The organism is Kitasatospora sp. NPDC101801 (assembly GCF_044766665.1).
Lineage (GTDB): Bacteria > Actinomycetota > Actinomycetes > Streptomycetales > Streptomycetaceae > Kitasatospora.
The window spans coordinates 178,933-202,707 of sequence record NZ_JBIWML010000003.1 but is presented as its reverse complement, the minus strand read 5'-3'; the positions used below and the strand labels follow the sequence as shown (position 1 = coordinate 202,707).

The window sequence follows — 23,775 nt, the reverse complement described above, 5'->3', positions numbered from 1 at the left end:
GGCGGAGCCGCCGCACACCGCTCCGCCCCGCCGAGGAACACTCGGCGGGGCGGAGCGGTGGGACTCGATGGCTCCACCGAGGCCCGGGGATTCGCCGGGGGCCACGGTGGGGTCCGCTCAGGCGCGCGGGTGGTCGGTGGTCTCGGTGGCGAGGTGGTGGTGCCAAGGGGTGGTGGCGCCGGGAGCGGGGACGAAGGTGCTGAGGAGCTGGTCGAGTTTGCCCTGGCGCCAGTCGCGGTCCTTGGCGGGGGTGGCGGCGTTGACGGCGTCGAGCCGGTCCCTGACCTGGGCGCCGAGGCGTTCGCGTTCGGTGGGGACGGACTCGCCGAGGGCGGCGAGGGAGTCGAAGGTGGTGCCGGCCGGGAGGGGACCGGCCAGCGGAGTGGCGGCGACGGTGCTGCCCTCGAAGTAGGCGCGGGTGTCGAGGTGGCCCTGTTCGCGCAGGTCGACCAGGCCCACCAGGAGGTTGCTGCGCAGGAGTTGGAGCTGGAGCTCGACCTGCGTGCGCCGGTTGCCCCAGTCCTGCTTGAGGACGTTCTCGACGTCGGCGTCGAACCGCTTCAGCTCGGACTCGGCCATGCCGGTGTAGATCCGGGCGAGGTGGACCGCCTCCTCGTTCGGGGTCGGCGGGGTGAGCCGGAGCGGGCGTCGGCGGACGGCGGCGACGGAGGCACCGGCCTGGTCGGCCGGGTCCACGGTGGTCTCCTGGCTGACCACCTGCCAGCCGTCGTCCGGGCTCTTCCAGAGGAGGTTGGTGACCTCGTAGAGGGCGGTCTGGGTGCCGCTCTCGTACTCCTCCGGGCCGAACCAGTCGGTGGGCTGCTGGGTGCGGCGGAAGTCCAGGGCGCTGGAGTTGTTGGTGGAACTGGACTGGTAGTGCCAGGCCTTGAAGGTGTCCGGGGTGTCCCCGGGCGTGACGGCGAGGGCGCAGCCGTTCATCACGGCGGTGAAGACGAACTCCGAGCCGGGGGTGCCGTCCGGGTCGAGCGGCACGGTGGTGGAGCCGACGGTGTGCAACTGGCCCCCCGGGGCGCCGGCCAGGTAGGGGATGTAGGAGGAGGCCAGGTACTGCTGGCCGGCCGGCGGGTTGGCGAAGCGCTCGGCGTAGCGGGAGACCAGCGGGTGGTCCGGGTGCGCCTCGACGTACTTCTCGACGGCGGGCGTCAGGACGAGCGCGCCGTCCCGGCGTGGGTCGGGGACCAGCACGAACCAGTTCTGCGGCTGGGTGTTGGCCCAGGCCATGAACTCGCGGGCCTCGTTCCGCGACAGCCCCGGGGAGCGGAGCTCCATGCCGAGGGAGCCGTCGTAGGAGAGGATGTGCTGCTCCAGGAAGGCGGCCGGGTCGGCGGTGAGTTCGGCTGTGGCGGCCACCGGGTCGGCGAGCCGGAGTGGCTGCGGGGCGGGGGTCGGCGTCGGCAGGGAATGGGCGGGCGGGTCCGCCTGGGGTGTGCCGAAGAGGGAACCGAGGCTGAAGGGAGCGCCGAACTCCGCCTGGAAGCCCCGGTCCGGGGTCAGGCCGGGCAGGGTGGACTCGTCCGGTCCGGCGGCCGAGGCCCAGACCTTCCAGCCGGTGGTGCGCGGGTCCGGGAGCGAGCCGGGTGCGGCCGCCCAGGACTGACGGGTGCTCGGATCGACCCAACGGAGCTGCCCGTCGGCCCCGTTGACGAGCGCGACGGTGTGGCCGACCTCGCCCTCCCGGCCGACCAGGACGGTGGCGAAGGAGCCCGGGCCGCCGCGACCGACGTGGTCGAGGAGCGAGTCCACGGCGGCCTGGCCCTCGCCGAACAGGTGCGGCAGGTCGTGGCGGCGGTTGAGTACCTGCGCGGTGTGCGGCTCGACCGCGCCGGAGAGGGTCTGCCCGGACGGGCGGGGGCGCCCGTAGTGGGTGTCCCGGTACGCCTCGACGGCTTCGAGGCAGCTCTGCAGGTCGTCGCCGAGGCGGAAGTCCGGGCCCGGGGCGACCGGCGCCCGGTGCGGGGCGATCAGGCCGAGCAGCTCGGGTGTCGGCGCCGGGAAGCGGCGGCCGTCGGTGAAGTCGCGGAGTGCGGCCTGCTGTTCGGTGTCGGCCGGGCGGTAGCCACGGTCGTGGAGGACGGCGTCGGTGTTCTCGTACGCGGGGGTGCGGCGGCGCTTGGCCGGCGGCTCGCCCCGGTCCGGGGCGGGGACGGAGCGTTCGGTGGTGCGCGGCGGCGCGGTCCGACCGGGTGCGGGCTGACGGTTCGTCGAGCCGAAGCCGGACGGGCCGCCGTCGGCACGGACCGGGCCGAGCTGGAACGGCGCGGGGGCGGCGGAGACGGCCGAGGCGGGCGGCGGCGGCGAGGGCCGGTCGTCGCTGTCGCTGTCGTCGTTCAGGACGAAGTCGTCGTCGAAGATGCTCGGGCCGGTCTCGGTCCGGGGAGCGCTCTCGGTCTCGCTGTCGCTGTCGTCGTTGAGCGTGAAGTCGTCGTCGAAGAGGCTGGGCCCGTCGTCGGAACTCTGCAGCCGGAACGGCACCGCCGGGCCCGGCGGCTGCGGCGCCGTCGGCAGCGGGTCGGGCGACGGCTGCCGCACCTCGGGCGTCGGCTCCGCGCGGGGCGTCGGGACGGGGACGTGCTCCGGGGCGGGCTCGGGTTCGACGGACGGGGGCGGGGAGCTGCGCAGGATCTCGTGGGGCTGGTCGTCGAGGTGGAGCAGGGCCACCAGCAGCTGGTTCTGCTGCCAGTCGTTGGCCCGGCCGGTGAGCTCGGAGGTGTACTGCCGGTACGGCGAGCCCTCCTGGGCGAAGCCGTTGAGCACGTCGGCGATGACCTGGACCTGGTCCGGACGCGGCGTGGCCGACTCGCCCTGGAGGTCGGCGGAGTCCTGGAGCTCCCGGACGTAGCCGTCCTCCAGCTCGCGGATGGCCGCCGCCACGTCCGCCAGCCGCTGCCGGGCCTCCGGGACGGTGCCGAGCGGGATCTCGGAGAGCTTCTCGCCCATCATGATCACGCGCTCCTCGGCCCGCCGCCCCTGCGCGGAGAGGGAGTGGTCGAGGGCCACGCGCTGCTCCGGGGTCATGCCCTCGCCGAGCAGGTCGCCGAGCCGGTCGTAGTCGTGGCCGAGCGCCTCGGCGAAGCCGTACAGCTGGTCGCTCTTGAGGCCGAAGGGCGTGCCGGAGGTGTCGTCGGCGGGCAGCGTGGCGAGCCAGCCGTCGGCGATCTCGCGCTGGTAGACGGCCTTGCGCAGACTGTCGTACGCCGGGGCGTCCTCGACCGCGGCCGTCCAGTCGTTCCCGGCCGCGAGGGCGTCGGTGACCCGCTGGAGCTGCTCCCGGACGGCGACCGCCCGGTGCGAGCGCTCCAGGGCGTCGGCGTTCTTCCGGCCGCTCTCGGCCGCCTCGCGCAGCGCCCGCTGCTGCGCCGGGTCGGTCGCGGTGTCCGCCGCGTCGGCCAACACGTCGGCGGCGCCGCGCAGTTCGCGCACGGCGGTGGTGACCTCGGCCGTGCCCGCCTCGGGTCGCAGCGCACTCTGCCAGGACGAGGCGAGCCGCTCCTTGGCGGCACCCGACAGCCGGTCACCCGCGCGGTCGGAGAGGTCCTGGGCGGCGGTCGAGGAGACCGCCTCCGGGTAGGGGGTGGTGGAGGTGACGGGGGAGAAGTACGGGCGGCCGGTGAGCTGGCTGGTGCCGGTGGTGTTGGCACCCTCCTGGACGGCGGGCAGGCCGCCGAGCTGGAAGACCTTCTCGAAGCTGTCCTGGTCGAGCGGGCCCGCGCGCAGCACCAGCACGTCGTCCGGGCCGAGCCCGTCCAGCAGCCGGTTCAGCCCGTCGGCGTCGAGCGCCGGGTCGGCGAGGTCGGCCCGCTTGAGCCACGGCTGCTCGTACGGCGGAGCGTAGGGGATGTCGTGGTTGCCGACCTGGAGCAGCACGGCGGGCCTGCCCAGGCCGGCCTGGTGGATGCCGGCCGCCAGGTAGTCGGGGGCGCCCGCCTGCCGGTCCGGGGTGAGCCGGGCCAGGCCGTAGAGCGGCATCAGGTCGAGCCGGCCCGAGGTCACCCGGTCGGCCACCGACTGGAGGCGCGGGTTGCCGGGGAAGGAGCTCGGGTCCGGCGCCGGGACGTGCTGCTGGAACAGCGCGTTCCTCCGGTCGACCGTCCCCTCCAGCGGCAGGACGCCGAAGCCGCCGTCCTCGGTACGGGAGAAGACCGCCCGGGTGGACATGCCCCAGGCGTAGGGCGCGAGCACCACGGCCCGGTCGGCGCCGGTGTAGGAGAGCAGGGCCTTGGCGTTGTCGCCATCCGCCCCGATCTCGTCGCTGGCGGCGACCAGGGTCAGCCCGCCAGGGCGGCCGGGGGCCTGCTGGGCGTCCTCGCCGTGCGGGTCGAACTCGTCCGGGGCGTAGTGCACTTCGCCGCCGCCGAGCAGGTCGGCGGCCAGCATACGGTCCAGCCGGGCGCGGACGTTGGTCGGCGCGACGACGTCGACCCGGCCGTCGTAGCCGAGTTCGCGCAGCGAGCGGATCATGTTGACCGCCGCGGCCTGGTGACCCGAGCCGGGGCCGGAGGCGACCACCACGGTGATCGCCGGTTGGGCGGCCAGCGTCCGGGCGACCTCCCGCCGGGCGTCGATCTCCAGGTCGGTGGGCGGCACGCCGCCGCGCCGGTGCGCGATGACGTCCCGCAACTGGTCAGCCTGCTGCGGCTGTTCGCCGCCGAGCCGCCAGAGGGTGTGTTCGGGCACCTCGCGGCCGAGGTCCTTGAGCAGGTCCGGGCCGTGCTCCCGCCCGAGCAGGTCGCGGGCGGCGTCGAGGTCACCCCGGCGGACGGCCTGCACCTGCTCGGTCAGCGCCTCCCGGTCGGCCAGACCGTACCGGTCGGCCAACTCGGCCGCGCGGTCCGCCGGATCGGGGAGCACCCGGCCGGTGGCCGGCCAGGTGTGGTGCGGGGCCTCGCCCTCGGTCCGGGTCGGCGCGGCCTGCGGTGGCGGGGCCGGGAGGTCGCGGTGGTCGGCCACGGGGAGGCTGCGGTCCGGATCGGTGTCCGGGTCCGTGGCGGTCTCCGGGTCTGTGGCGGTCTCCGGCGGCGGGACGTCACCCTCCACCTGGGCGGTGAAGTCGCGCAGGCCCTGGTACATGTCGTTCTCGGCGTCGGTGGCGCGCACCGGGTTGGCCGGGCCGTCGTGCACGGCGGACGGGTCGGGGCCGTACAACCGCTCCAGCAGCGGCAGGAGTTCGGGCTCGTTGGCCCGTACCCAGTCCGCGCCGTTGTTGCGGGGCTGCCCGGTGTACGGGTCGGTGCCGTGGTTGGTGCCCAGGTAGGCGTTGCTGAGCTGGGCGAAGTACTCGTCCTCGTCCCGGGCGGCGTAGTTCTCCGCCTCGCTGCCGTCGGGGCGCCGGCGCGGGCCGTCCGACCAGGCGGAGGGGCCGTCCTCGCCGAACAGGCGGGGCAGCGACTCGTCGTCCAGCTTGGCCCGGAAGGTGTCGCCGATCAGTTGCCGGTCGGCCGCCGAGAGGCCGAACTTCTGGACGGTGTGCGCGAATTCGTGCGTGGTGGTGGAGTAGCCGTCCGGGTAGTGCTGATCCGGGCCGACCGTGGTGCGCTCGCCGAGCAGGTTCTCCTCGGTCACGGCGGCCCACTTGCCGCCGGAGCCGCGCACGTCGTCCCAGCCGCGGCCGCCGCCCGCCTCGCTGTCGGCGGTGCGGCCGCCGAGGTGGGCGAACGGGCCGAGGTCCGTCATCGGCACGTCCTTGGGAACCACCACCAGGCGGCTGCCCTCGGTGAGCAACCGGGCTGCGGTGTCCGGGTCCTGGAGCATCCGGGTGAGCTGGGCCGTCGCCTCGGCCCGGGCCGAGGCCGGGCGGTCGGTGCTGCGGTCGACGTCCACCATGAGCTGGGCGGCGGTCCGCGCGAACTCACCCGGCGGCAGGGTGTCGCGCAGCGCGGCCACGAAGGCCGGGTCCTGCGCCAGGCCGCGACGGTCCGAGGCCGGCAGCGAGGCGATGGCCTGCTCCCGCTCCCGGGGCGGGAGTTGCGGCAGCTCGCGGGTCAGGTCGGCGAGGTCGGCCGGCCTGGTGACGCGGTAGTCGTCCTGCGGCGGAGCGGACCGGGGGGTCTCCGCGACGTCCCGGCTTCCGGACGGGCGGTCGGTGGCGGCGGCGGGCGGGGGAGAGGTGTCCCGCATGCTGGCGTCGGACTTCTGCGTCGCGGACGGCTCGGGCTCCGGTGACGGTGTGGTCCGCATCCGGTCCTCGGAGCTCTCCGCCCGGTCGGTGGTGGGCGGGTCGGACGGGCCGGCCGTGGTGGGCGGGTCGGACGGGCCAGCCGTGGCGGGGGTGTCGGCGCCGAAGTGGCCCCGGAGGATGCGCTGCCCTTCCACGTAGGAGGCGGAGTCGGTGCTCTTGTAGCCGTACCGGGCCGGGGCGTAGTCCGAACCGTACTGCTGGGCCAGGCCCTTGAGCACGTTCCGGGCCTCGCGCGGGGTCAGCTTCTGGTCCCGGCCGAGCGCCTCCCCGAGGCTCTTCTCGATCTCGGTCTGCTTCTTCTTCTTGCTGCCCTCGGCCGGGTCGGGGACCTGGTCCTTGAAGTCGTCCAGGTGCTGCTTGAACTGCTCGGCCTGCGCCTGCTGGGCCTGGACCAACGCCTGCACCAGCGCCCGCTGTTCGGGCGTGCCGCCGGAGCCGAGCCGGGCGGTTTCGAGCGACGGGTAGAGCGTCTCGGCCACGTACGGCCGGCTGCTCCAGAGCGAGCTCTGCTTGTCGTCGATGTGGCCCTCGGACCTGTCGGCCGTGATGTCCAGCCAGCCGAGCTCCGACTTGCCGCCCTCGGCCCCGGTCTTGGTGATCACCAGGTCGGGGCGGGTCGAGCCGTGGGTCACCTGGGTGTCGATGGAGTAGCCCGGCGGCAGGGTGACGTTGTCGCGGATCATCTGGGTGGTCATCGACTCGACCACGTAACCGAACTGGCTGGGCAGCCACTTCTGCAGCTCCGCCCGGCGCTCGGGGGTGGTCTGCGGGTCGACCCACTCCTTGTACGTCTCGCCCCACCGGCGGGTGTAGCCGTCGAGGTCAGGCACCGACTCCGGGTTGGCCAGCGCCAGCGCGGCGGCCTGCTCGACCTGGGCGTCGATGTCCTGCGCCAACTGGCGGACCACGTCCCGGTCCGCCGGGTCGAGCGTGCTGCCGTCGGTGACCACCGAGAGCACGCCGAAGGTCGGTGCGTCCCCGTCGAAGACCGAGTGGTCGAGCCGGGAGTTGACCGAATCGCCGGCCGGGTCGGAGGTGGCCGCCCAGACGTGCTGCCCGTCCGCCCAGTCGCCGGGCAGTGCCCCCGGCCTGGCCTCGCGGACCTCGCCGGTGCTCGGGTCGGCCCAGCGCAGCACGCCGTCCTCGCCGTGCACCAGCGCCACCACGTGGCCCCGGCTGCCCGGGCCGTCCGAGAACAGCACGGTGGAGAAGGTGCCGGGCCCGCCGTCGTGGACCTGGCCGATCACCGAGTCCACCCCGTGCTGCCCCGTGCCGAGCGGCACCGGGGTGCCGTGACGCTTGGTCAGCGTCCAGGCGGAGTCGGTCTCCGGCACGGAGGCGTGCGGAAGTCCGGACGGCCTCGGGCGGCCGTAGTGGGTGTCGCGCAGCGCTTCGACCGCCTCCAGGCAGCTGTAGAGGTCGCCGCCGTCCATGGTCGCGGCGTGCGGGTTGACGCGGTCCAGCAGCTCGGGGGTCAGCTCCGGGTGCGGGACGCTGCCGTGCCGGGTCAGATGGTCCGTCAGCGCCTGGTACTGCTCCGGCGTGGCCGGCTCGTACCCCCGGTCGCGGAGCGGCGCGGCGCTGTTCTCGTACGCCGGGGTGCGCTGCCGCTTCGGGCCCTCCGGGCGGCCCTGCGGGAGGGTGTCGTCCTCGCGGCCGCGCTTGGTGCCGCGCGGGCCGTTGTCGGCGACGGGGGCGGGGGCCGGGCGGGGTGCGAAGCGGGGGCCTCCGGACGCCGGTCCGTCGGTGCGGTCCGGGGCGGACGGGGCGGGCGGGGCGGACGGCCGGCGGACCGGACCGAAGCCCTCCGGACGGGGCCGGGGGGCTCCGACGGCCGAGGCCGGGGGCGGCGGGGAGACGGGGGCGGCCGAGGTCGGCGGCACGGGGATGCCGGTCGGCTGGCCGGGCTGGTTGGTCGTCAGGTCCGAGGCGGGCGGGAAGGGCGCGTCCGCACGGTCCGGGGTGGCGGCGGCCGGGCGCGGCATGGTGACCGGGCCGCCCGCGATACGGGTGCCCTCCGACACGGGGGTGTGCGGGTCGGTCCGGTCCCCGGTGGGCTGCGGCCGGCCGGGGGTGGGCTCGGGGGACATCTGCTCGGTGTGCGCGGCCACCGGCTCGGGGCGGGGCTGGGGCTGCTGCTGGGGGACCTGCTCGGTGCGGGACTGCGGGTCCGCCTGGGCAGGCTGCTGACGCGGCGTCGGCTCGGGCTCCGAGCGGGGCTGCGGAGCGGGGCTCTGGTCGGTCTCCGTGCGCGGCTGCGGCGCGGGATGCTGCTCGGTGTCCGGCCGGGCGGCGGCGGGCCGGGGCTCGGCCTCGGGGCGCGGTGCGGGGGCCTCGGGCTGGGTGGGCTGCGGGCGGGCCGGGTCCGACGGATCGGCCGGCTGGTGCTGGACGTTCGCCTCGGGGCGGGCCGTCGGAGTGGAGTCGTGCTGGGGACGCGCCGGTTCGGTGGCGGCCGGTTCGGTCTGCTGACGAGCGGGCGGCTCGGTCTCGGCCCGGACGGGCGCGGTGTCGGAGCGGTGGTCGGCGTGAGCCGGGGGCGCGTCCGAGCGGCTGTCGCTGTGGACGGGGGGTGCGTCGGCCTGGCGCTGGGTGGGGACGCCCTCGCTCTGGGGTGCGGCGGTGCGGTCCGTGGTGGGCGGCGCGGCGTCGGGCTGACGCGGCGTCGGCTCGGCCTGACGGGCCGGCTGTTCCGGCTGTACGGCCGGGGGCTGCTCCGTCCGGGCGACCGGCTCCGGGCGCGGGGCCGTCTCGGCGTGCGGGGCGGGCTCCGTACGGGGCGGTGTCTGGGTAGGGGCGACCGGCTCCGGACGGGGGGCGGTGTCGGGGCGGGTGCCGGTGTCGGCGGCCGGGCTGCGGTCGGCGGTGGAGGGCGTGCCCACGCCTTCGCCGCGCCCCGCCGCGCCCGATGAACCGGGGTGGGCGGGAGCGGAGTTGGCGGAGCCCAGGCCGGAACCGGCGGTGCTCGGGTGGGAGGGGTCACCGCCACCGGAGCGGTCCGACCCGAACGCTGCGAGGGTCCGCCCCCCGCCGCCGGTGGACGGGCCCGGGGACCCGTCGCCGCCGCCGTCCGTCGAGCGGGAACCGCCGCTGCCCGGGCCACGGTACGCGTCGGCGCCACCGTCCCCGCCGGTGCCGTCGGCCCCGTGCGTCCCGGGGGAGGTGGAAGAACCGCCGGGGCCACCGGTGCCGGACGAACCACCCGGCCGTCCGCCGAAGACCGGCGGGGCGTCCGTGCTCGGCAGGCTGCCGCCCGTCGGCACGTCCGGGATGTCGCCGCCGAACTTGCCCTTGAGGGCGGAAGCCCCGTGCTGGAGACCGACGTTGGAGCCGCCGCTCAGCCCGGAGCCGAGCAGGCTGCCGCCGTCGACCGTACCGGTGGTGATCAGCTGGGTGGAGACGTCCGCGCCCACGCCGACGGCCGCGCCGTGGACCATCTTGCCGCCGACGCTCTCCATCGCGTTGCCGAGCCCGGCCTTGCCGGCCGCCGAGCCCAGGCCCTTGCCGATCAGGTTGCCGGAGGCGCCGCCGACCGCGCCGCCGAGGGCGCTCTGCCCGAGCTCCTTGCCGTCGAGGCCGGTGCGGTTGCCCTCGGCGATCTGGATGGTCTGCGCCAGCAGGTTGATGGCGACTTCCTGAGCGGCCTCCTTGGCCGCGAACTCCAGTGCCTCCTTCAGCAGCTTCTTGAGGATCTGCTGGACCACGACGCGGCTGACCGCGACCGCCGCCGGGATGGTGGCCAGCGAGGCCCCGGCGGTGAACGGTGCGGAGGCCTCGGCGGTCGCGATCTCGAAGGCCAGGATGCCGAGTTGGGCGACGATCTGGATCTTCGCGGTCTCGGTCGAGTTGGCCATGTTGTCCAGCATCTCGGCCATGCCCTCGCAGGACTTGACCATGCTGGGGAAGAACCCGGGGTCCTCCTCCGAGCCCTTGCCCACCGAGAACTTGGCCCAGTGCGCGGCCAAGCCCTCGGCGGCCTTGCCCTGCTGACCGTCGAGCGCCCGCTGGATGGCGGAGCCGACCGAGGTGCCGACGTCCGCCAGGGTCTCCCCGGTGGCGCGCCAGCGGTCGGCCATCTCGCGCATCACATCCTCCTCACCCTCCGGCCAGCGGGTGCCGGCCAGCAGGAGGAGGACCCACTGAAGGGGTTCGGGGAGCTCAACTGCCATATTCGATCAGGGCCTTCCAGTCTGGTGCGGACGCCCCTTGGCGACGTCCCGCAGGGCGAGGTCGGGGTGGAACAGTGCGGTCTCGGGAAGCTCGGCCTCCATCGAGGTGAGGCCGGTGGACAGGCCCTCCTCGGTGTTCGCGTAGCTCTCGGCCATCACCTTGATTCCGTCCGCGATGTACTTGAGCGCGGTCGGCAGGTTGCCGAGACCCTCCAGGACCTTTCCGCTGTAGGTGAGATAGCCCTTCTCGCCGTTGGCGAACTTCTCGCCGGAGTCGTCGTTGCCCCACGGGGCGCGGGCGTTCATCCCGGACAGGTAGGCGTTCAGACCACGGGTCAGCTCGGCGAGTTGGTCCGAGCCGGACAGCACCGGGCCGACCGCCGACCGGTACTGCTCGGGGTCGACCTTGAACCCCGCTCCGGCATCGCCGCCCCCGGCGGGCGTGCCGGACTGCGCTGCCCGCTTGCCGCTCTCGACCGGCTGGGCGGCGATCCTGCCGGCGGCCCGTAGGGGCTCCGCCTGCTGCGCCGAATCCATCGCGACGCGACTCGTCGGCTCGACGGGCTGGATGGCGTCGGCCGCCACCCGGGCGGTCATCGGTTCGCCCACTTGCATCGGTTCGAGCCGGGCGGTGGTGGGCTGGATGGTGTCGGCTGCCACCCGCGCGGTCATCGGTTCGCCCACTTGCATCGGTTCGAGCCGGGCGGTGGGTTGGGTCATCTGCATGGGTTCGAGCCGGGCCGTGGTGGGCTGGATGGCGTCGGCCGCCACCCGGGCGGTCATCGGTTCGCCCACTTGCATGGGTTCGAGCCGGGCGGTGGTGGGCTGGATGGTGTCGGCTGCCACCCGGGCGGTCATCGGTTCGCCCACTTGCATCGGTTCGAGCCGGGCGGTGGGTTGGGCCATCTGCATGGGTTCGAGCCGGGCGGTGGTGGGCTGGATGGTGTCGGCTGCCACCCGGGCGGTCATCGGTTCGCCCACTTGCATGGGTTCGAGCCGGGCCGTCACGGGCTCGGTCGGCTCGACCGCGTCGGTCGCCACCCGGGCGGCGACCGGCTCGGCCGCCTGGACCGCGTCGGCCCGCCTCAGTTGCTGCTCGTCCATGTCGCTCCTCAGCGTCCCTGGCCGCCGGTGGCACCGGCGCTGGCCGACCCGGCGGCCGGGGCGTCGCTGCCGCCGTCCGGGAACGCCCCCGAACTGGCCAACCGGGCCAGCGCGGCCCGCATGAACGGGGTCGGCACCGGGAAGCCCTCCTCCTCGCGGAGCGGAGGCGGACCGGCTGCCGGAGCTGCCGGAGCAGCCGGAGCGGCCGCCGCAGTGGCGCCGACGGTCGGCTCCTCGTCCGGACGGCCACGGCGCTCGGCCACCGACCGGGCCCGATCCAGGTACGCGTCCTCCGACGAGGCCGAACCCGAGCCCGAACCAGAGCCGGAGGCTCCGCCACCCGTCCCGGACGCCGTACCGTCACCGGAGCCGCCCAAGCCCGAACCACCCTGCTCCGAGGCCGCGTTGAGCGTCGTGCCGCCCTCCGGCCCGAGCACGGCCGCCGCCAGCTGGCTCATCAGGTCGCCGCCGGTCGCCGCCGGAGCGGACTGCTCGTTCCCGGCGGCCACGGTCTGCGGCAGTTCGCCGGCCGGAGCCAGACCCGACTCCTGGATCCAGCGCTGCCGCATCCGCTGCCACTGCCGGTCCTGCGGATCGTGGTGGACGGCCTGGCCGACGATCCCGGCGTCGCGCAGCGCGACCGTCTCCTCCTCGTCCTCCTCCACCCCGAACCGGGTGGGCCGGACGAAGCGCGAGCCGGACTTGGCACCGGCACCCGCACCGGCCCCGCCGCCCATCCCGTGCATTCCGGGCATGCCGCCTCCAGCAGCGCCGCGCCCGGACGTCGCGGAGGAACCGGCTGCGCCGGACCCACCCGCGCCGGTACCACCCGCGCCGGCTCCGCCGCCCGCTCCGCGACCGCCGACGCCTGCACCGGCGCCACCGGCGGTCACCGGGCCGCCGGCGCCGCCGGCGGAGCGCCCGCCCGGGTTGTAGCCGCCGAGTGCTGACGCACCGCCACCTCCGCCGACCCCGCCGGAGCGTCCGCCGCCGAGGCCGCTGCCGCCGGGGCTGCCGCCGACCCCGCCCGGGGTCCGGCCGCCGCCGGGGTTGAACGCCGTGCCGGTCCCACGGCCGGTCAGGGTGCCGCCGGGCAGTCCGGCCGGACGGCCGGTCAGCCCGCCGGTGCTGGGACGTCCGGTCACGGGAGTGCCACCGGGCATGCCGCCGCCGGGAATCCGGAGGCCGCCGAGCCCGCCCAGCGTGCCGCTCGGATCGGCTCCGCCCGGGGTGAACGGGCGGAGCGGGGCGCTGGGGCGGGTCAGGCCGGTCGTGGTGTCACCGGATGGCGGCTGGTGGCCCGCCAACGTGAGTCCTGGGGCCGAGCCGACGGGCGGGAGCTTGAACTCGGGTCGCCCGTCCGCCCCGGAGGAAGGCGAGCCGGCCCCGCCGCCGCCGAACCCGCCGCCGAGGCCACCGGCCCCGCCGCCGCCGAAGCCGCCGCCGAGCGCACCCGGGGTCTGAGCCGTCGGCATCTTGAACGGCTGGAGCGCGGGCGTACCGCCGCCGCCCCCGCCACCACCGGGCCCGGCCAGCGGCCCGCCCGGCATCCCGGGGACTCCGCCACCGGACGGGCCGCCGAGCCCGCCCGGGACGGTGCCGCCGGGTTGGAAGCCCTGGATGTCCACCGGGGCCGGGGCGCCGCCGCCGGGGAGGCCGGTCGTGCCGTTCGGCAGGGTGCCGGGGGCGTTGACGGTGGAGACCCCGTCGAGCCCGGTCCTGGGCGTCGCGTTCGGGTTGCCGCCCGCTCCGCCGCCGCTGTTGCCACCGGTCAGTGAGGCGACCTGGGCGGCGGCCGTCATCCGCTGGAAGTGGCCGGAGCCCTGACGGAGCATCGCGTCGACGTTGCCGCCGACCTGGTCGACGTAGGTGTTGTACGTCGAGACGGCTTCCTTGATGCCTTCGGACTTGGCGATGTCGTCGTTCTTGCCGGCCGGGTTGTCCGCGATGTACTCCTTCGTGTACTGGAGTTCGCGGATCATCTCGTTCTTGGTCTGGGTGACCGCCTCGATCCCGCCGCGCAGCGCCTGGGCGACGGCGATCCCGGCCGAGACCGTCGTGTTGGCGTGCGAGCCGTCGCCGTCGCCGTACTTGGCGAAGTAGCGCGCGAAGCTCTCGGCGGCCTCGCCCTCCATCGCCTCCATCGCCAACTTGGCGTTGGCCACGATGGCGCCGATCCGGGTCTCGGCGAAGGTGTTCCACTTCTCCCAGGCGACCGCCAGGTCGCCGAGCAGGTCCTCGTTGCTGTCGGGGAAGGTGATGGCCTTCCCGTCCTCGTTGCTCTGGATGACCTTGAGCACTTCTGCCAGGTCGGGGGGCAGCTGGATCACGGTGTACGTCCTTCTGCGAGGGTCGACGCGGGCAGGGTGGTCAGTTCAGCTTCGGGCTGTTGCCGCCGGAGGAGTGCGGCGGCGGGGGCTCGGGGTCGTCCCAGGCGTTGTAGTCGAGCGTGGGCGCGTCGGCCGAGTCGAAGCTGGAGTCGGCCTGTCCCGCCGCGCCGGTCTCGCCCGCTACGACCACGGTGACCGGCTTGGTCCGGCCCTCCTGCGAGACCGGGGCGACCGGCGCCTCGGCACCCTCGATCGCCCGCAGCGAGGTCGCGTTGGACTCGTCCACGCTGCGGTAGTTGGCGACCATCAGGCGCAGGTTCTCGGCGACCTGGGCGCTGTTCGCGAGGAACTGCTTGATGCCGTCCAGCACCTGCTTCTGGTGGTCCGCCAGCCCGCCGACCGAACCGGTGGTCCCGGTCAGCGACTTGGCGAGCCGATCGGTCCCGTAGACCGTCGGTTTGATCTGTTCGACCGTCGCCTGCAGCTCGGCGGTCGGCCGCTCCAGGTCGTCCAGCATGGTCTGGATCATCTTCGCCGCCGCCTCGACCTGCTCGAGGTCGACCCGGAACTGTCCCGCCGCCATTTCCACCCCTTGTTCGGTGCCCATCGGTGGCCGACGTCCCCAGGCCGTCGGCGCTCAAGTCTTCGGCAGCCGAAGGCTGCCGACGGTGCGTCAGAGCGTGATCGCCCCGCCCGGGCCGACCACGTACAGGCCAGTTTCGGTGAACGAGATGGCCAGCGGGAGACGGTCCAGCGGCGCCTCGTTGAGCAGTGTGCTGCTGCCCAGGTGCCAGAGGCGGACGGTGTCCTGCTCGTCCCCGGCCGCGACCAGCGCCTCGCCGTCCATCTCCTGGCAGACCAGCGTGCGCACCCGGGCCGCACCCCCGGCCAGCTCGGTGACCGCCCGGCCGTCCTCGGTGTCGAAGGCCCGGACGGCGCCGTCGGCGGTGCCGGCCAGCACCACCGGCCGCCCGGCGTGGGTGGCGAAGGCCAGGGCCGCGACCGGCGCGGTCAGCCCGGTCAGCACCGCGCCGGGCTCGCCGCTCACCGCGTCCCAGAGTCGCACCGTGCGGTCGCCGCCCGCGGTGGCGAGCAGCGGACGCTCTCCCTGCGGACCGATCGCCAGCGCGGTGACGCCCTGCTGATGGGCCGCCAGCCGCAGCAGCGGCGTACCGTCCAGCGCGCGGCGCACCCGGACCACGCCGTCCGCTCCGGCGGAGACCAGGGTGCTCTCGCCGAACGCCAGGCAGGTCACCGGGCCGGTGTGCGGGGTGGGCACCGAGAGCGGGGCGCCGTCGGCGAGCCGGTGGCAGCGCACCGCGCCGGTGACGGTGCCGCAGACCAGCAGACCATCGGTCACCGCGACGGAGCTCACCGCCCCGCCGTCCTCGGCCAGCTGGAACCGTTCGAGCCCACCCTCCCAGAGCCGCACGGTGCCGTCGCCGTAACCGGCGGCCAGCAGCTGGGAGCCGTCCGAGCCGGCCGCGGCCGCGAGGGCGTTCAGCGGGCGGGGGCCGGTGGCCGGGCCGGTCGGCTCCCAGGTCGCCAGCAGGGTGCCGGTGGCCGGGTCGAAGAGCCTGATCCGGCCGCGTTCGTCGCCGACCGCCAGGGCCTGGCCGTCGCCGTGCCGGACCACCGCCAGCGCGGTCAGCCAGGCGCCGCCGGTGGCCCAGCCGTCCCTGCCGGTGCCCTGGTAGACGTCCCAGGTGCGCACCGTGCCGTCCAACGCGCAGGAGGCGAGCAGCGGTTCGCCCGCCAGCTCGGTGAAGGCCAGGCCGGTGACGGTGGCCGAGTGGCCCGCCAGCACGGCCAGCGGCTCGCCGGTGGCCAGGTCCCAGAGCCGGATCTCCCGGTCCACACCGCCGGAGGCCAGCACCGCCTGATCGCCCAGCGAGAGCACCGCGAGCGAGGTGACCCGGTCGGTGTGGCCGACCAGCAGGTGCAGCCGGGCCCCGGCCGCCGCGTCCCAGACCCGGATCGTGCCGTCGCCACCGGCGGCGGCGACCAGGTCGATCCCGGCGCAGTTGGCGTGCACCAGGGCGGAGGCACCCCGGCCGTTCACCGCGAGCAGCCCCAGGCCCTTGCCGTCCTCGGCTCGCCAGGCCCGGACCTCGCCGTCCCGGCCGCCGGAGAACGCCAGCGGCACGCCCTCGACCACGGCGGCGGCCACCACCTGCGCGCCCTCGCCGCCCGAAGTGCCGTGCAGCAGCGCGCCGGTGGTGGCGTCCCAGACCTGGACGGCGCCGTCCTGCGCACCGACCGCGAAGAGGTCCTGTCCGACGATCCGGCCCAGCGCCACGGCGGTGGGCAGCAGCCCGGCCTCGGCGTCCGAGGCGCCGAGCGAGGCGCCGTTGTCCGCCAGTTCGGCCAGGCCGAAGCCGCGGCCGCCGACGGCCAGTGCGAAGGCGGGCCGCCCGGAGACGGTCCCGATGGCCGCCGTCGGCGCCGCCTCGGCCGGATCGACGGCAGCCAACTGGACGAGATCGGAGGGGAGTTGCCCCGGAAGCTCCGGGCGGATCAGCTGGCCGGCCAGCGCCTCCAGCAGTCGCGCGATGCCGGGCACCGGGGTGCCGGTGCCGTCCGCCCAGGTCAGCTCACCGGCCACCAGCCGCCGGGCCTCGGCGGCCCCGCCGCCGACCCCGGGTTCGGAGTTGCGCAGCGCGTTCAGCACCCGGGCCGGCACCGCCGGGTCCACCGTCGCGGCCCGCACCACCTCGGTGCCGCCGCTGCGGTGGCGCACCCGCAGTGCACCCGCCTGATCCAGCGTCAGCTCGAGCCTGCCTCCCGGCAGCTGCGTCGCGCCGACCGAGAACTCCACCAGTCCCGACATCTTCCGAACCCCCAGCCTGGTACATGGACAGAAACAACCGCGCGATGCGCGTAGATCAGTGTGTGAAGCGTCCCGTGGTGCCCGAGGATCAGCAGAGGTCCTCGGGGACCAGGGTCGCGTACACGGCATCGTGCAGCTCCAGGGTGCGGGAGCTGCGGAACAGTGCGGGACGGAAGCCGGCCCGCCGGAAGCCTATGGAGGCCCCGACCACCTGCACCCCCATGTTCTCGGCGGCCGCGTAGGCGTCGATCCGGCGCAGCCCCAACTCCTCGAAGCCGAACCGGCAGACCAGCCGCATCGCGGAGGCCGCCGTACGCATCCGCCGGTGCTCGGGCAGCAGCCAGATCGAGATCTCGGCCGCGCCCTCCGCCGGTCGCAGGTCCACCAGCTCGGCCAGCCCGATCGCGGGCCCGCCCTCGGCCCCCGGGGCGGGGTCGTCCGTCCGGCCCACCGCGAAGTACGCGGCCCGGTCGGCGGCCCAGAGCCTGGGGGCGACCTCGGTGATCCAGCGGACGGCGGACGCCTGGTCCGGGTGGAGCAGCACGCCCTGCATGAACTCGCGCACCAGCGGATCGCGTGACCCGGCCAGCAGCGTCTCGGCGTCGCGCTCCTCGGGCCTGCGGATCAGCAGCTCGCCGTCCCGCAGATCTGAGAGCGCTTCCACCGAGCTCAGCGAGCAGGTGGCGCCCCGGTTCCTCCCCATGTGCGATATCGAAGCACTTCAGAGCCGGTCAATCAACCCGGCTCGGCGCGCCCCTACCCACCGGTAGCCCCAACCTTCGCACCCGTCGTGCGACTTGCCCGGACCGGCTGATCATTCGTCAGCATACGGAGCGCCCGGGGGGAGCGGATCACACCCGGGCTACCCCTTGGTAGCGCTCTCGGCGATCGGCGTGGAGGTTCCGGGTGGGACTGCCGGAGGGGTTGGGGGGTGGTGACGGTCGTCACGCACGCCGCGGTGCTGGGGGCTGCGCGGCGGCGGGCGGTGTCGCTTTCCGTCGTAGGCTGATGGATCGTCAGTGGTCGGTCGTGCGGCGATCGTGTAGGAGTGGGGTTGTGGTTCTCGTGGGTCGTGGTGGACCGTTCCGGCTGGTTGTGACAGGTGGCGGTACCGGTGGGCACACCTATCCGGCGCTGACGGCGGTTCGCGCGCTGCAGGTCCGCCTGGCGTCGGCCGGGCGAGCCGTGGAGGTCCTGTGGGTCGGTACGGCCGAGGGGTTGGAGGCGCGCGTCGCCCCGAGCGAGGGCATCGCGTTCAAGGCGGTGGCCACCGGTAAGGTCCGCAGGTCGAGCAACCCGCTGAAGATGATCTCGCCCGCGAACGTGAAGGACATGGGGCGCGTCCCGCTCGGCGCCGCGCAGGCCCGCACGATCATTTCGGACTTCCAACCGGACGTGGTGCTGGCCACGGGCGGGTACGTGGCGGTGCCGGTGGGGCTGGCGGCCCGCTCGTGCGGGGTGCCGCTGGTGGTGCACGAGCAGACCGTCCGCCTCGGGCTGGCGAACAAGGTCCTGGCCCGCGCGGCGACGCGGGTGGCGGTGTCCTCGGAGTCGACTCTGCCGCTGTTGCCGGAGTCCGCGCGGCGCAACGCCACGGTGACGGGGAATCCGGTGCGGTCGGCGGTGCTGACGGGGTGGGCGGACAAGGCCGTGGCCGCCTTGGGCCTGTACGGGTTCGAGCGGTCGCTGCCGACGGTGTACGTCACCGGTGGAGCGCAGGGCTCGGCGCAGATCAACGGCCTGGTGTCGAAGATCCTGCCCTGGCTGCTGGAACACGCCAACGTCGTCCACCAGTGCGGTCCGGCGAACGAGGTGGGCCTGCGCGGACAGGCCGCGGCGCTGCCGCCGGACCTGGCGGGCCGTTATCTGCTGACCGGCTACCTGGGTGCCGAATTGCCGGACGTGTTGGCGCTGGCGGACGTGGTGGTCAGCCGCAGCGGGGCGGGCACGCTCGCGGAGCTGACCGCGCTGGGAAAGGCCGCGGTGTTCATCCCGTTGGCGTCATCGGCCGGCAACGAACAGGCCCACAACGCCTCCCACCTCCAGCAGGCGGGGGCCGCGGTCGCCCTGCTCGGCGACACCGCGCCGGAGGACCTGCGGACGGCACTGATCCCGTTGCTGGAGGATCCGGTGCGGCGAGAGGCGATGGCGGCCCGGGCCCGGGAGCACGGACGCCCTGACGCGGCGGAGCGCCTGGTCGACGTCCTGCTCGCGGCAGCTGCCGGTCGTTGAACCCGTAACGGCCTCGGTCTCCGTCCCCTCGATTCGATGAGGCGGAGACCGAGGCCATCCGACGTGGCGTCAACGCAGGTGGTACGCGGCGCCCGTGTTGATGATCAGGGCACAGGCGGCGAACTCCTTGGCGGAGTGGCCCATCGGGTCGGGGACGTCGCGGCCGTGGTCGAGGTACAGGCGCACCTTGGTGTTCCCATCGGGGGCAACGAAGCCTCGGAGCCGGTCCAGGACAGAGAGATCCATGGCGAGGACAAGGTCGGCCCAGTCGATCAGCTCGCGAGAGACCTGGGCTGGGCGGTGCCGGGTGAGGTCGAAGCCGAGAGCAGCCGCAGCGGCGACCATCTCGGGGTGGGCCCCCGCCCACTTGTCGATCAATCCGGCGGACCGGACCTCGACCGCACTGCCGCCGAGTTCGGCCAGGACGTGCTCGGCGAGCGGGCTGCGGCAGTAGTTGCCCAGGCAGACGACGAGAATGCGCCGAGGAGCCTTGGGGGTTGGCGTCATCGTAGGTCCCCGGTCGACAGAGCTCGGCGCAGCGCGGCCGCAGTGTGGTGGATGTCGTCCACGGTCAGGTGCTGGTGGAACGGCAGGGTGAGGATGTGCCTCGCGAGGCGTTCGGTGGCCGGCAGCGACCGGGCCCAGCGTGAGAATGCGGGCTGGAGGTGGTTGGGTGGGTAGTGGACGCCGACGCCGATGCCCGCGCTGCGCATCTGGACCCACACTCGGTCGCGGTCGGGGATCCTGACGATGCACAGGTGTGGGACGGAGCGGCTCACGTCCATGTCGACCAGTTCGACGCCGGGGATTCCGGACAGTGCCTCGCGGTAGGCGCGCCAGAGGGTCCGGCGGGCTATGGCGGTCTCCTCGAAGCGGGCGAGCTGGGCGGTGCCGATCGCTGCGTTCAGGGAGGACATCTGGTAGCGGAAACCTGTTGCGGTCACCTCGTAAGTGGTGGCGGCGCGATCGGCAGAGGGCCCGGCCACGCCGAGCATCCGCAGTGCCCGCAGCCGCGCGGCCTCGTTCGGGGAGCGGGGGACTATGGCGCCCCCCTGACCGCAAGTGAGGTTTTTGATCGGGCCGAAGGAGAAGCAGGTGAGGCGGCCCACCGCACCGATCGGTCGGCCGCCGTTGTCGTGGGAGCCAAAGGCGTGGGCGGCGTCCTCCACCACGGTGATCCCGCGATTGGAGAGCAGCCTCTCGAGCGGTGCCAAGTCGGTGTTCCGGCCGCCGAAGTGCACAGGCATCACTGCGGCGGTGCGCTCGGTGAGCGCCTCGTTGACGAGGTCGGGGGTGGTGCACATGGTGGCCGGGTTGACGTCCAGGAACCGGGGCTCGGCTCCAGTGGCGAGGATGGCTTGCACAGAGGCGCAGAACGTCATCGACGGCACCAGCACCTCGTGGCCGGGGCCCACGCCTGCGGCGATCAGCGCGATGTGCAGCGCCGCGGTGCCGGAGCACACCGCCACCACATCGGGGACACCCAGGAAGTCGGCGACCTGCCGTTCGAAGGCCTCGGTGACGGCTGTGTGCCCGTAGTGGCCGGTGGCCAGCACCTCGGCCAAGGCTCCGAGTTCGGTCCCGTACAGGTAGGGGGCGGCGTTGCGCTCGGCCCCGGGACTGGCTGCGGCGACGGGGGCGAGGGTCATGCCTGCTCCTGGAAGGCGCGGTGGGTGGTGACGTCGCCGATGGCGAGCGTTTCGGTGTACTTGGTGAGGAACACCCCGGATCGGTAGGCGAGCCGGTCATGGTTGACGGGCAGACCGAACAATCCATTCACGCACTGCCCGACCAGGTCCGCGCCCGCGGCCTCCGTCAAGGCGAAGCCGCCGGCGACGCGGACGTTGACCTCGGTGATCACCACCGGCTCGGATCCGCGATCGGTCACGAAGCCCTGGACGCAGCACAGCCCAGCCGCGCCGACCACCGCCAGGGTGCGACGGACCAGTTCGGCGACCTGCTCGTCGTGGAAGGTCACCGACACGGCGGCCAACCCGGCCTTCACGAGGCTGCGTCGGCGGAGTACCACCGATGCCGTCCCGGCCCTGTCGACCAGGCAGTCCGCTGTGAACTCCTCGCCGTGCAAACGCTCCTGGACCAGCGGCTCAGGGACAAGTTCGCACAGCACCCGGGCCTGCTCGGGGGTGGTCGGGAAGTGCACGTTCTGCGCACCGTGGCCGCGGCGGGGCTTGACCACCAGCTCCAGTCCGGTGGGGACCTGGTCGAGCTGATCGGGCAGCCAGCTGCGCGGGGTCGGCACTTCGTGCTCTGCCAGCACACGCTGGAAGGAGGCCTTGTCGAGGCAAGCCTGGACGGAGTTCGCGGAGGGCAGCCACACGCGGACGCCGGCGGTGGCGAGGGTGCGGCGCATGCGCAAGGCAGGTAGGAGATCGGGTTCGATGCCGACGATCAGGGCGTCCGCGTGGGTCTCCCTGCAGAGCTCCAGCATGGCGGCGGGGTAGCGGGGGTCGTCCGCGCGTGGGGTGACGCGCGGCGTGGTGTCGGGGAGGAGCAGGCCGGATGCGAGTGGCTGGGCGTCGGTAACGATGACGTGGTGGCCCAGGCGCTGGAGACTGCGCGCGAGGTCGAAGCCGGGGCTGGCCCCGACACCGGTTACGACGATCCGCCGCTGCGCGTTCGCTGTGGTCATGGTCAGCATCCCAGCGCGGCGACGTCGCCGGACACTGGTGTGTGCTGCCAGAAAGCGGGGTTGGAGCGGTACCAGGCGATGGTGGAGGCCAGGCTGTATTCGAGGTCGTGGGTGGGTCGGTATCCGAGGTGTGCGATCTTCGACCAGTCCATCGCGTACCGGCGGTCGTTGGCGATCCGGTCCGGCACATGCTCCACCATCGAACTGTCCGCGCCCAGCATGCGCAGAAGCAGGTCAGCGAGCTCGTTGGTCGTCAGGTCGTGCCCGCCGCCGATGTTGTAGACCTCGCCCGGGACACCCTGGTTCAGCACCAGCTCGATGCCGGCGCAGTTGTCCTCGACGTGCAGCCAGTTCCGCAAGTGCCTGCCGTCACCGTGGACCCTCAATGCCCGACCCTGTAGCAGCCTGCTGACGAAGTAGGGGATCACCTTTTCCGGGTACTGGCGGGGCCCGTAGTTGTTGGACGAGCGGGTGATGCACACCGGCACCCCGTACGTCTCGAAATACGACCGGGCGATGAGGTCGCCGGCTGCCTTGGACGCGGCATAGGGGATGCTCGGCGCGAGGGGCCACTGCTCGGTTGCGGTGCCCGACGCCAGCGACCCGTACACCTCGTCGGTGGAGACGTTGACGAACCGGGACACTCCACTACGACGCGCGGCCTCCAGCAGGATCTGGGTGCCGTGCACATTGGTTGCGATGAACCGACCGGCGTCAAAGAGCGACCGGTCAACATGCGACTCAGCGGCGAAGTGCACCACGGCGTCGTGGCTCTCGACCAGCTTCCCGACCAGGCGGGTGTCGAGGATGTTGCCGTGGACGAACTTGAAGCGGCCCGAGGCCTGCGCGGCCTTCAGATTGGCGAGGTTGCCCGCGTAGGTGAGGGCGTCGAGCACCGTCACCTGTTCGACGTCCGCCCGGCGTAGCAGCCGCTCGACGAAGTGCGAGCCGATGAACCCGGCCCCACCAGTCACCAGAACCTTCGACATGAATCCAATCCCCTTCCGTGCAGACGATCGTTGAAGCGTCTGCTGGGGGGCAGGTCTCCCTGCCGCACCGATGTCCAGCGGCGCCTCCCGTGTGCAACTACGCTAGGGAGAAGACCTGTTGGGAAACACTCACCAGCAGTCCGGGTTTCACCGCTTTACTGGAAGGAGGTGCCCATGCCCGTAAAAGTGCCGTCGGTTGGCATCGTCTCCGGCTACCTGCTGCGGCTGGCCCGCGAGAGCATCCCGCTCACCCAGGACGCGCTCGCCGAGGCCCTGCGTATCGACGTCGGCACTGTTCAGGGCTGGGAGTCCGGGCGTCGTCCGCTGACCAACATCCGCGCTGCTGAAAGCCTGGACCTGCGCCGCCGCCTCGCCGTGCTCGGCGCAGACCCGGTACTGCTCGCACACACCGACGCCGGAATGGACGCCGACCGCATCCTTGCCGCGATCCTCGAACCACCCGAGGAACCGTCGCGCCACCCCTTGGCCGGCTGGGTCCAGCCCCGGAACTCGGCGCTCCTGGTCGCATGGGCGCTACACGGTACGCCACCTCCGTTCCTGGCCGACCACGCCTCCCGACGCCGACGCGGTCCGGCTCGCCCGGCCCCGTTGCTGTCCGCAGCTGACCGCACCCGCTTCTTCAGCAACCTGCGGCACATCGCAGAGCGAGAAACCGCGGCTGAGCGCTCCGAACTGCTGCACCGTCAGGCTCTCTATCTCGCATCGTACGACGACGCTCCGGACGCCGGGGCCTGGGCGAAACAGGCGCTGCGCGGCATGCGGCCCGCGCTGGGCCGACGAGGCTACAACCGCCACGCCATCCAAGCCCGCACTGTCGCGACCGTCGCTGCCCGGCAGGGCGACCCGGACCAGCTGCAGCACTTCATCTCCACTGCTCTTGTTGACGACGAACATGGTGAGCTCGCGAATCTGGCGTACTGGGCGCTCTGGCTGGGCGCGATGCCGGCTGACCGGACCGACGACACCTTCATGCACCATCCCGCCCCCGCAGACTGGGACTCGACCCGCCTTTTCCGTGCCCTGGTCCAGTCCTTCCATCTCGCTCCCGGCACGGTTGATCTGTACGTCCACTCGATCAGCACCCTGCTGCGCCTGAACCCGTGGCTGCCGCACGCAGCACCAGAAGCCGCAAAGGCATTCGAAGCCTTCGCGGCTGAACTCCACGACGGAGCTCTGATCTCCGCAACGTCCCGACTGGACCTGGACCAGGTGCACTACCGTCGAAAGGTGAACTGACGGCCACCCAGGAGGATC

General features: G+C 73.6%; 12 protein-coding genes. 2 read left to right on the top strand and 10 right to left on the bottom strand.

Translation table 11 applies throughout. The features are described from left to right. Positions 1–117: 117 nt before the first annotated feature. The 6 genes from ACIRPK_RS07120 to ACIRPK_RS07095 all read right to left on the bottom strand — a co-directional run bounded on the left by ACIRPK_RS07120 (position 118) and on the right by ACIRPK_RS07095 (position 17,332). Positions 118–10,365 carry a toxin glutamine deamidase domain-containing protein gene (locus ACIRPK_RS07120; protein ID WP_403034179.1) on the bottom strand — a complete coding sequence of 3,416 codons (10,248 nt, stop codon included), beginning with the start codon at positions 10,363–10,365 and terminating at the stop codon, positions 118–120. Positions 10,366–10,371: 6 nt separating this feature from the next. Continuing rightward, a complete protein-coding gene (locus ACIRPK_RS07115; RefSeq protein ID WP_403034176.1) occupies positions 10,372–11,469 on the bottom strand; it encodes a hypothetical protein in 1,098 nt (365 codons plus the stop codon). Between the two features lie 8 nt (positions 11,470–11,477). Beyond that, positions 11,478–13,799, bottom strand: coding sequence for a hypothetical protein (locus ACIRPK_RS07110; protein WP_403034173.1), 2,322 nt, complete (start codon positions 13,797–13,799; stop codon positions 11,478–11,480). A 40-nt stretch (positions 13,800–13,839) separates the two neighbouring features. Next, positions 13,840–14,382 carry a hypothetical protein gene (locus ACIRPK_RS07105; RefSeq protein WP_403034170.1) on the bottom strand — a complete coding sequence of 181 codons (543 nt, stop codon included), beginning with the start codon at positions 14,380–14,382 and terminating at the stop codon, positions 13,840–13,842. 90 nt (positions 14,383–14,472) lie between these two features. Further along, positions 14,473–16,629 carry a WD40 repeat domain-containing protein gene (locus tag ACIRPK_RS07100; RefSeq protein WP_403034167.1) on the bottom strand — a complete coding sequence of 719 codons (2,157 nt, stop codon included), beginning with the start codon at positions 16,627–16,629 and terminating at the stop codon, positions 14,473–14,475. An 88-nt stretch (positions 16,630–16,717) separates the two neighbouring features. Beyond that, the gene (locus tag ACIRPK_RS07095) at positions 16,718–17,332 is read right to left on the bottom strand and encodes a GNAT family N-acetyltransferase (RefSeq protein WP_403034164.1); all 615 of its coding nucleotides are present in this window, start codon (positions 17,330–17,332) and stop codon (positions 16,718–16,720) included. A 305-nt stretch (positions 17,333–17,637) separates the two neighbouring features. On the opposite strand from ACIRPK_RS07095, the gene ACIRPK_RS07090 reads away from it, so the two are divergent. Next, positions 17,638–18,861, top strand: a complete 1,224-nt coding sequence (locus ACIRPK_RS07090; protein WP_403034162.1) for a UDP-N-acetylglucosamine--N-acetylmuramyl-(pentapeptide) pyrophosphoryl-undecaprenol N-acetylglucosamine transferase — start codon at positions 17,638–17,640, stop codon at positions 18,859–18,861. Positions 18,862–18,930: 69 nt separating this feature from the next. Here ACIRPK_RS07090 and ACIRPK_RS07085 read toward each other — a convergent pair whose 3' ends face one another. Genes ACIRPK_RS07085 through rfbB form a run of 4 tightly spaced genes read right to left on the bottom strand, consistent with a single transcriptional unit; the run spans position 18,931 to position 22,500 of the window. Continuing rightward, positions 18,931–19,368, bottom strand: coding sequence for a low molecular weight phosphotyrosine protein phosphatase (locus tag ACIRPK_RS07085; protein ID WP_403034159.1), 438 nt, complete (start codon positions 19,366–19,368; stop codon positions 18,931–18,933). Beyond that, on the bottom strand, positions 19,365–20,510 hold the full coding sequence (locus ACIRPK_RS07080) for a DegT/DnrJ/EryC1/StrS family aminotransferase (protein WP_403034156.1): 1,146 nt from the start codon (positions 20,508–20,510) through the stop codon (positions 19,365–19,367). The genes ACIRPK_RS07085 and ACIRPK_RS07080 overlap by 4 nt, the downstream gene beginning before the upstream one ends. Then, positions 20,507–21,511 carry an ATP-grasp domain-containing protein gene (locus tag ACIRPK_RS07075; RefSeq protein ID WP_403034153.1) on the bottom strand — a complete coding sequence of 335 codons (1,005 nt, stop codon included), beginning with the start codon at positions 21,509–21,511 and terminating at the stop codon, positions 20,507–20,509. Before ACIRPK_RS07075 ends, ACIRPK_RS07080 begins: the two co-directional genes overlap by 4 nt. Positions 21,512–21,513: 2 nt before the next feature. Beyond that, on the bottom strand, positions 21,514–22,500 hold the full coding sequence (gene rfbB / locus ACIRPK_RS07070) for a dTDP-glucose 4,6-dehydratase (protein ID WP_403034150.1): 987 nt from the start codon (positions 22,498–22,500) through the stop codon (positions 21,514–21,516). Positions 22,501–22,674: 174 nt separating this feature from the next. Here rfbB and ACIRPK_RS07065 point away from each other — a divergent pair, with 174 nt between their 5' ends. After that, positions 22,675–23,757: a helix-turn-helix domain-containing protein gene (locus ACIRPK_RS07065; protein WP_403034148.1), complete on the top strand. Its 1,083-nt coding sequence runs from the start codon at positions 22,675–22,677 to the stop codon at positions 23,755–23,757. Positions 23,758–23,775: the final 18 nt, after the last annotated feature.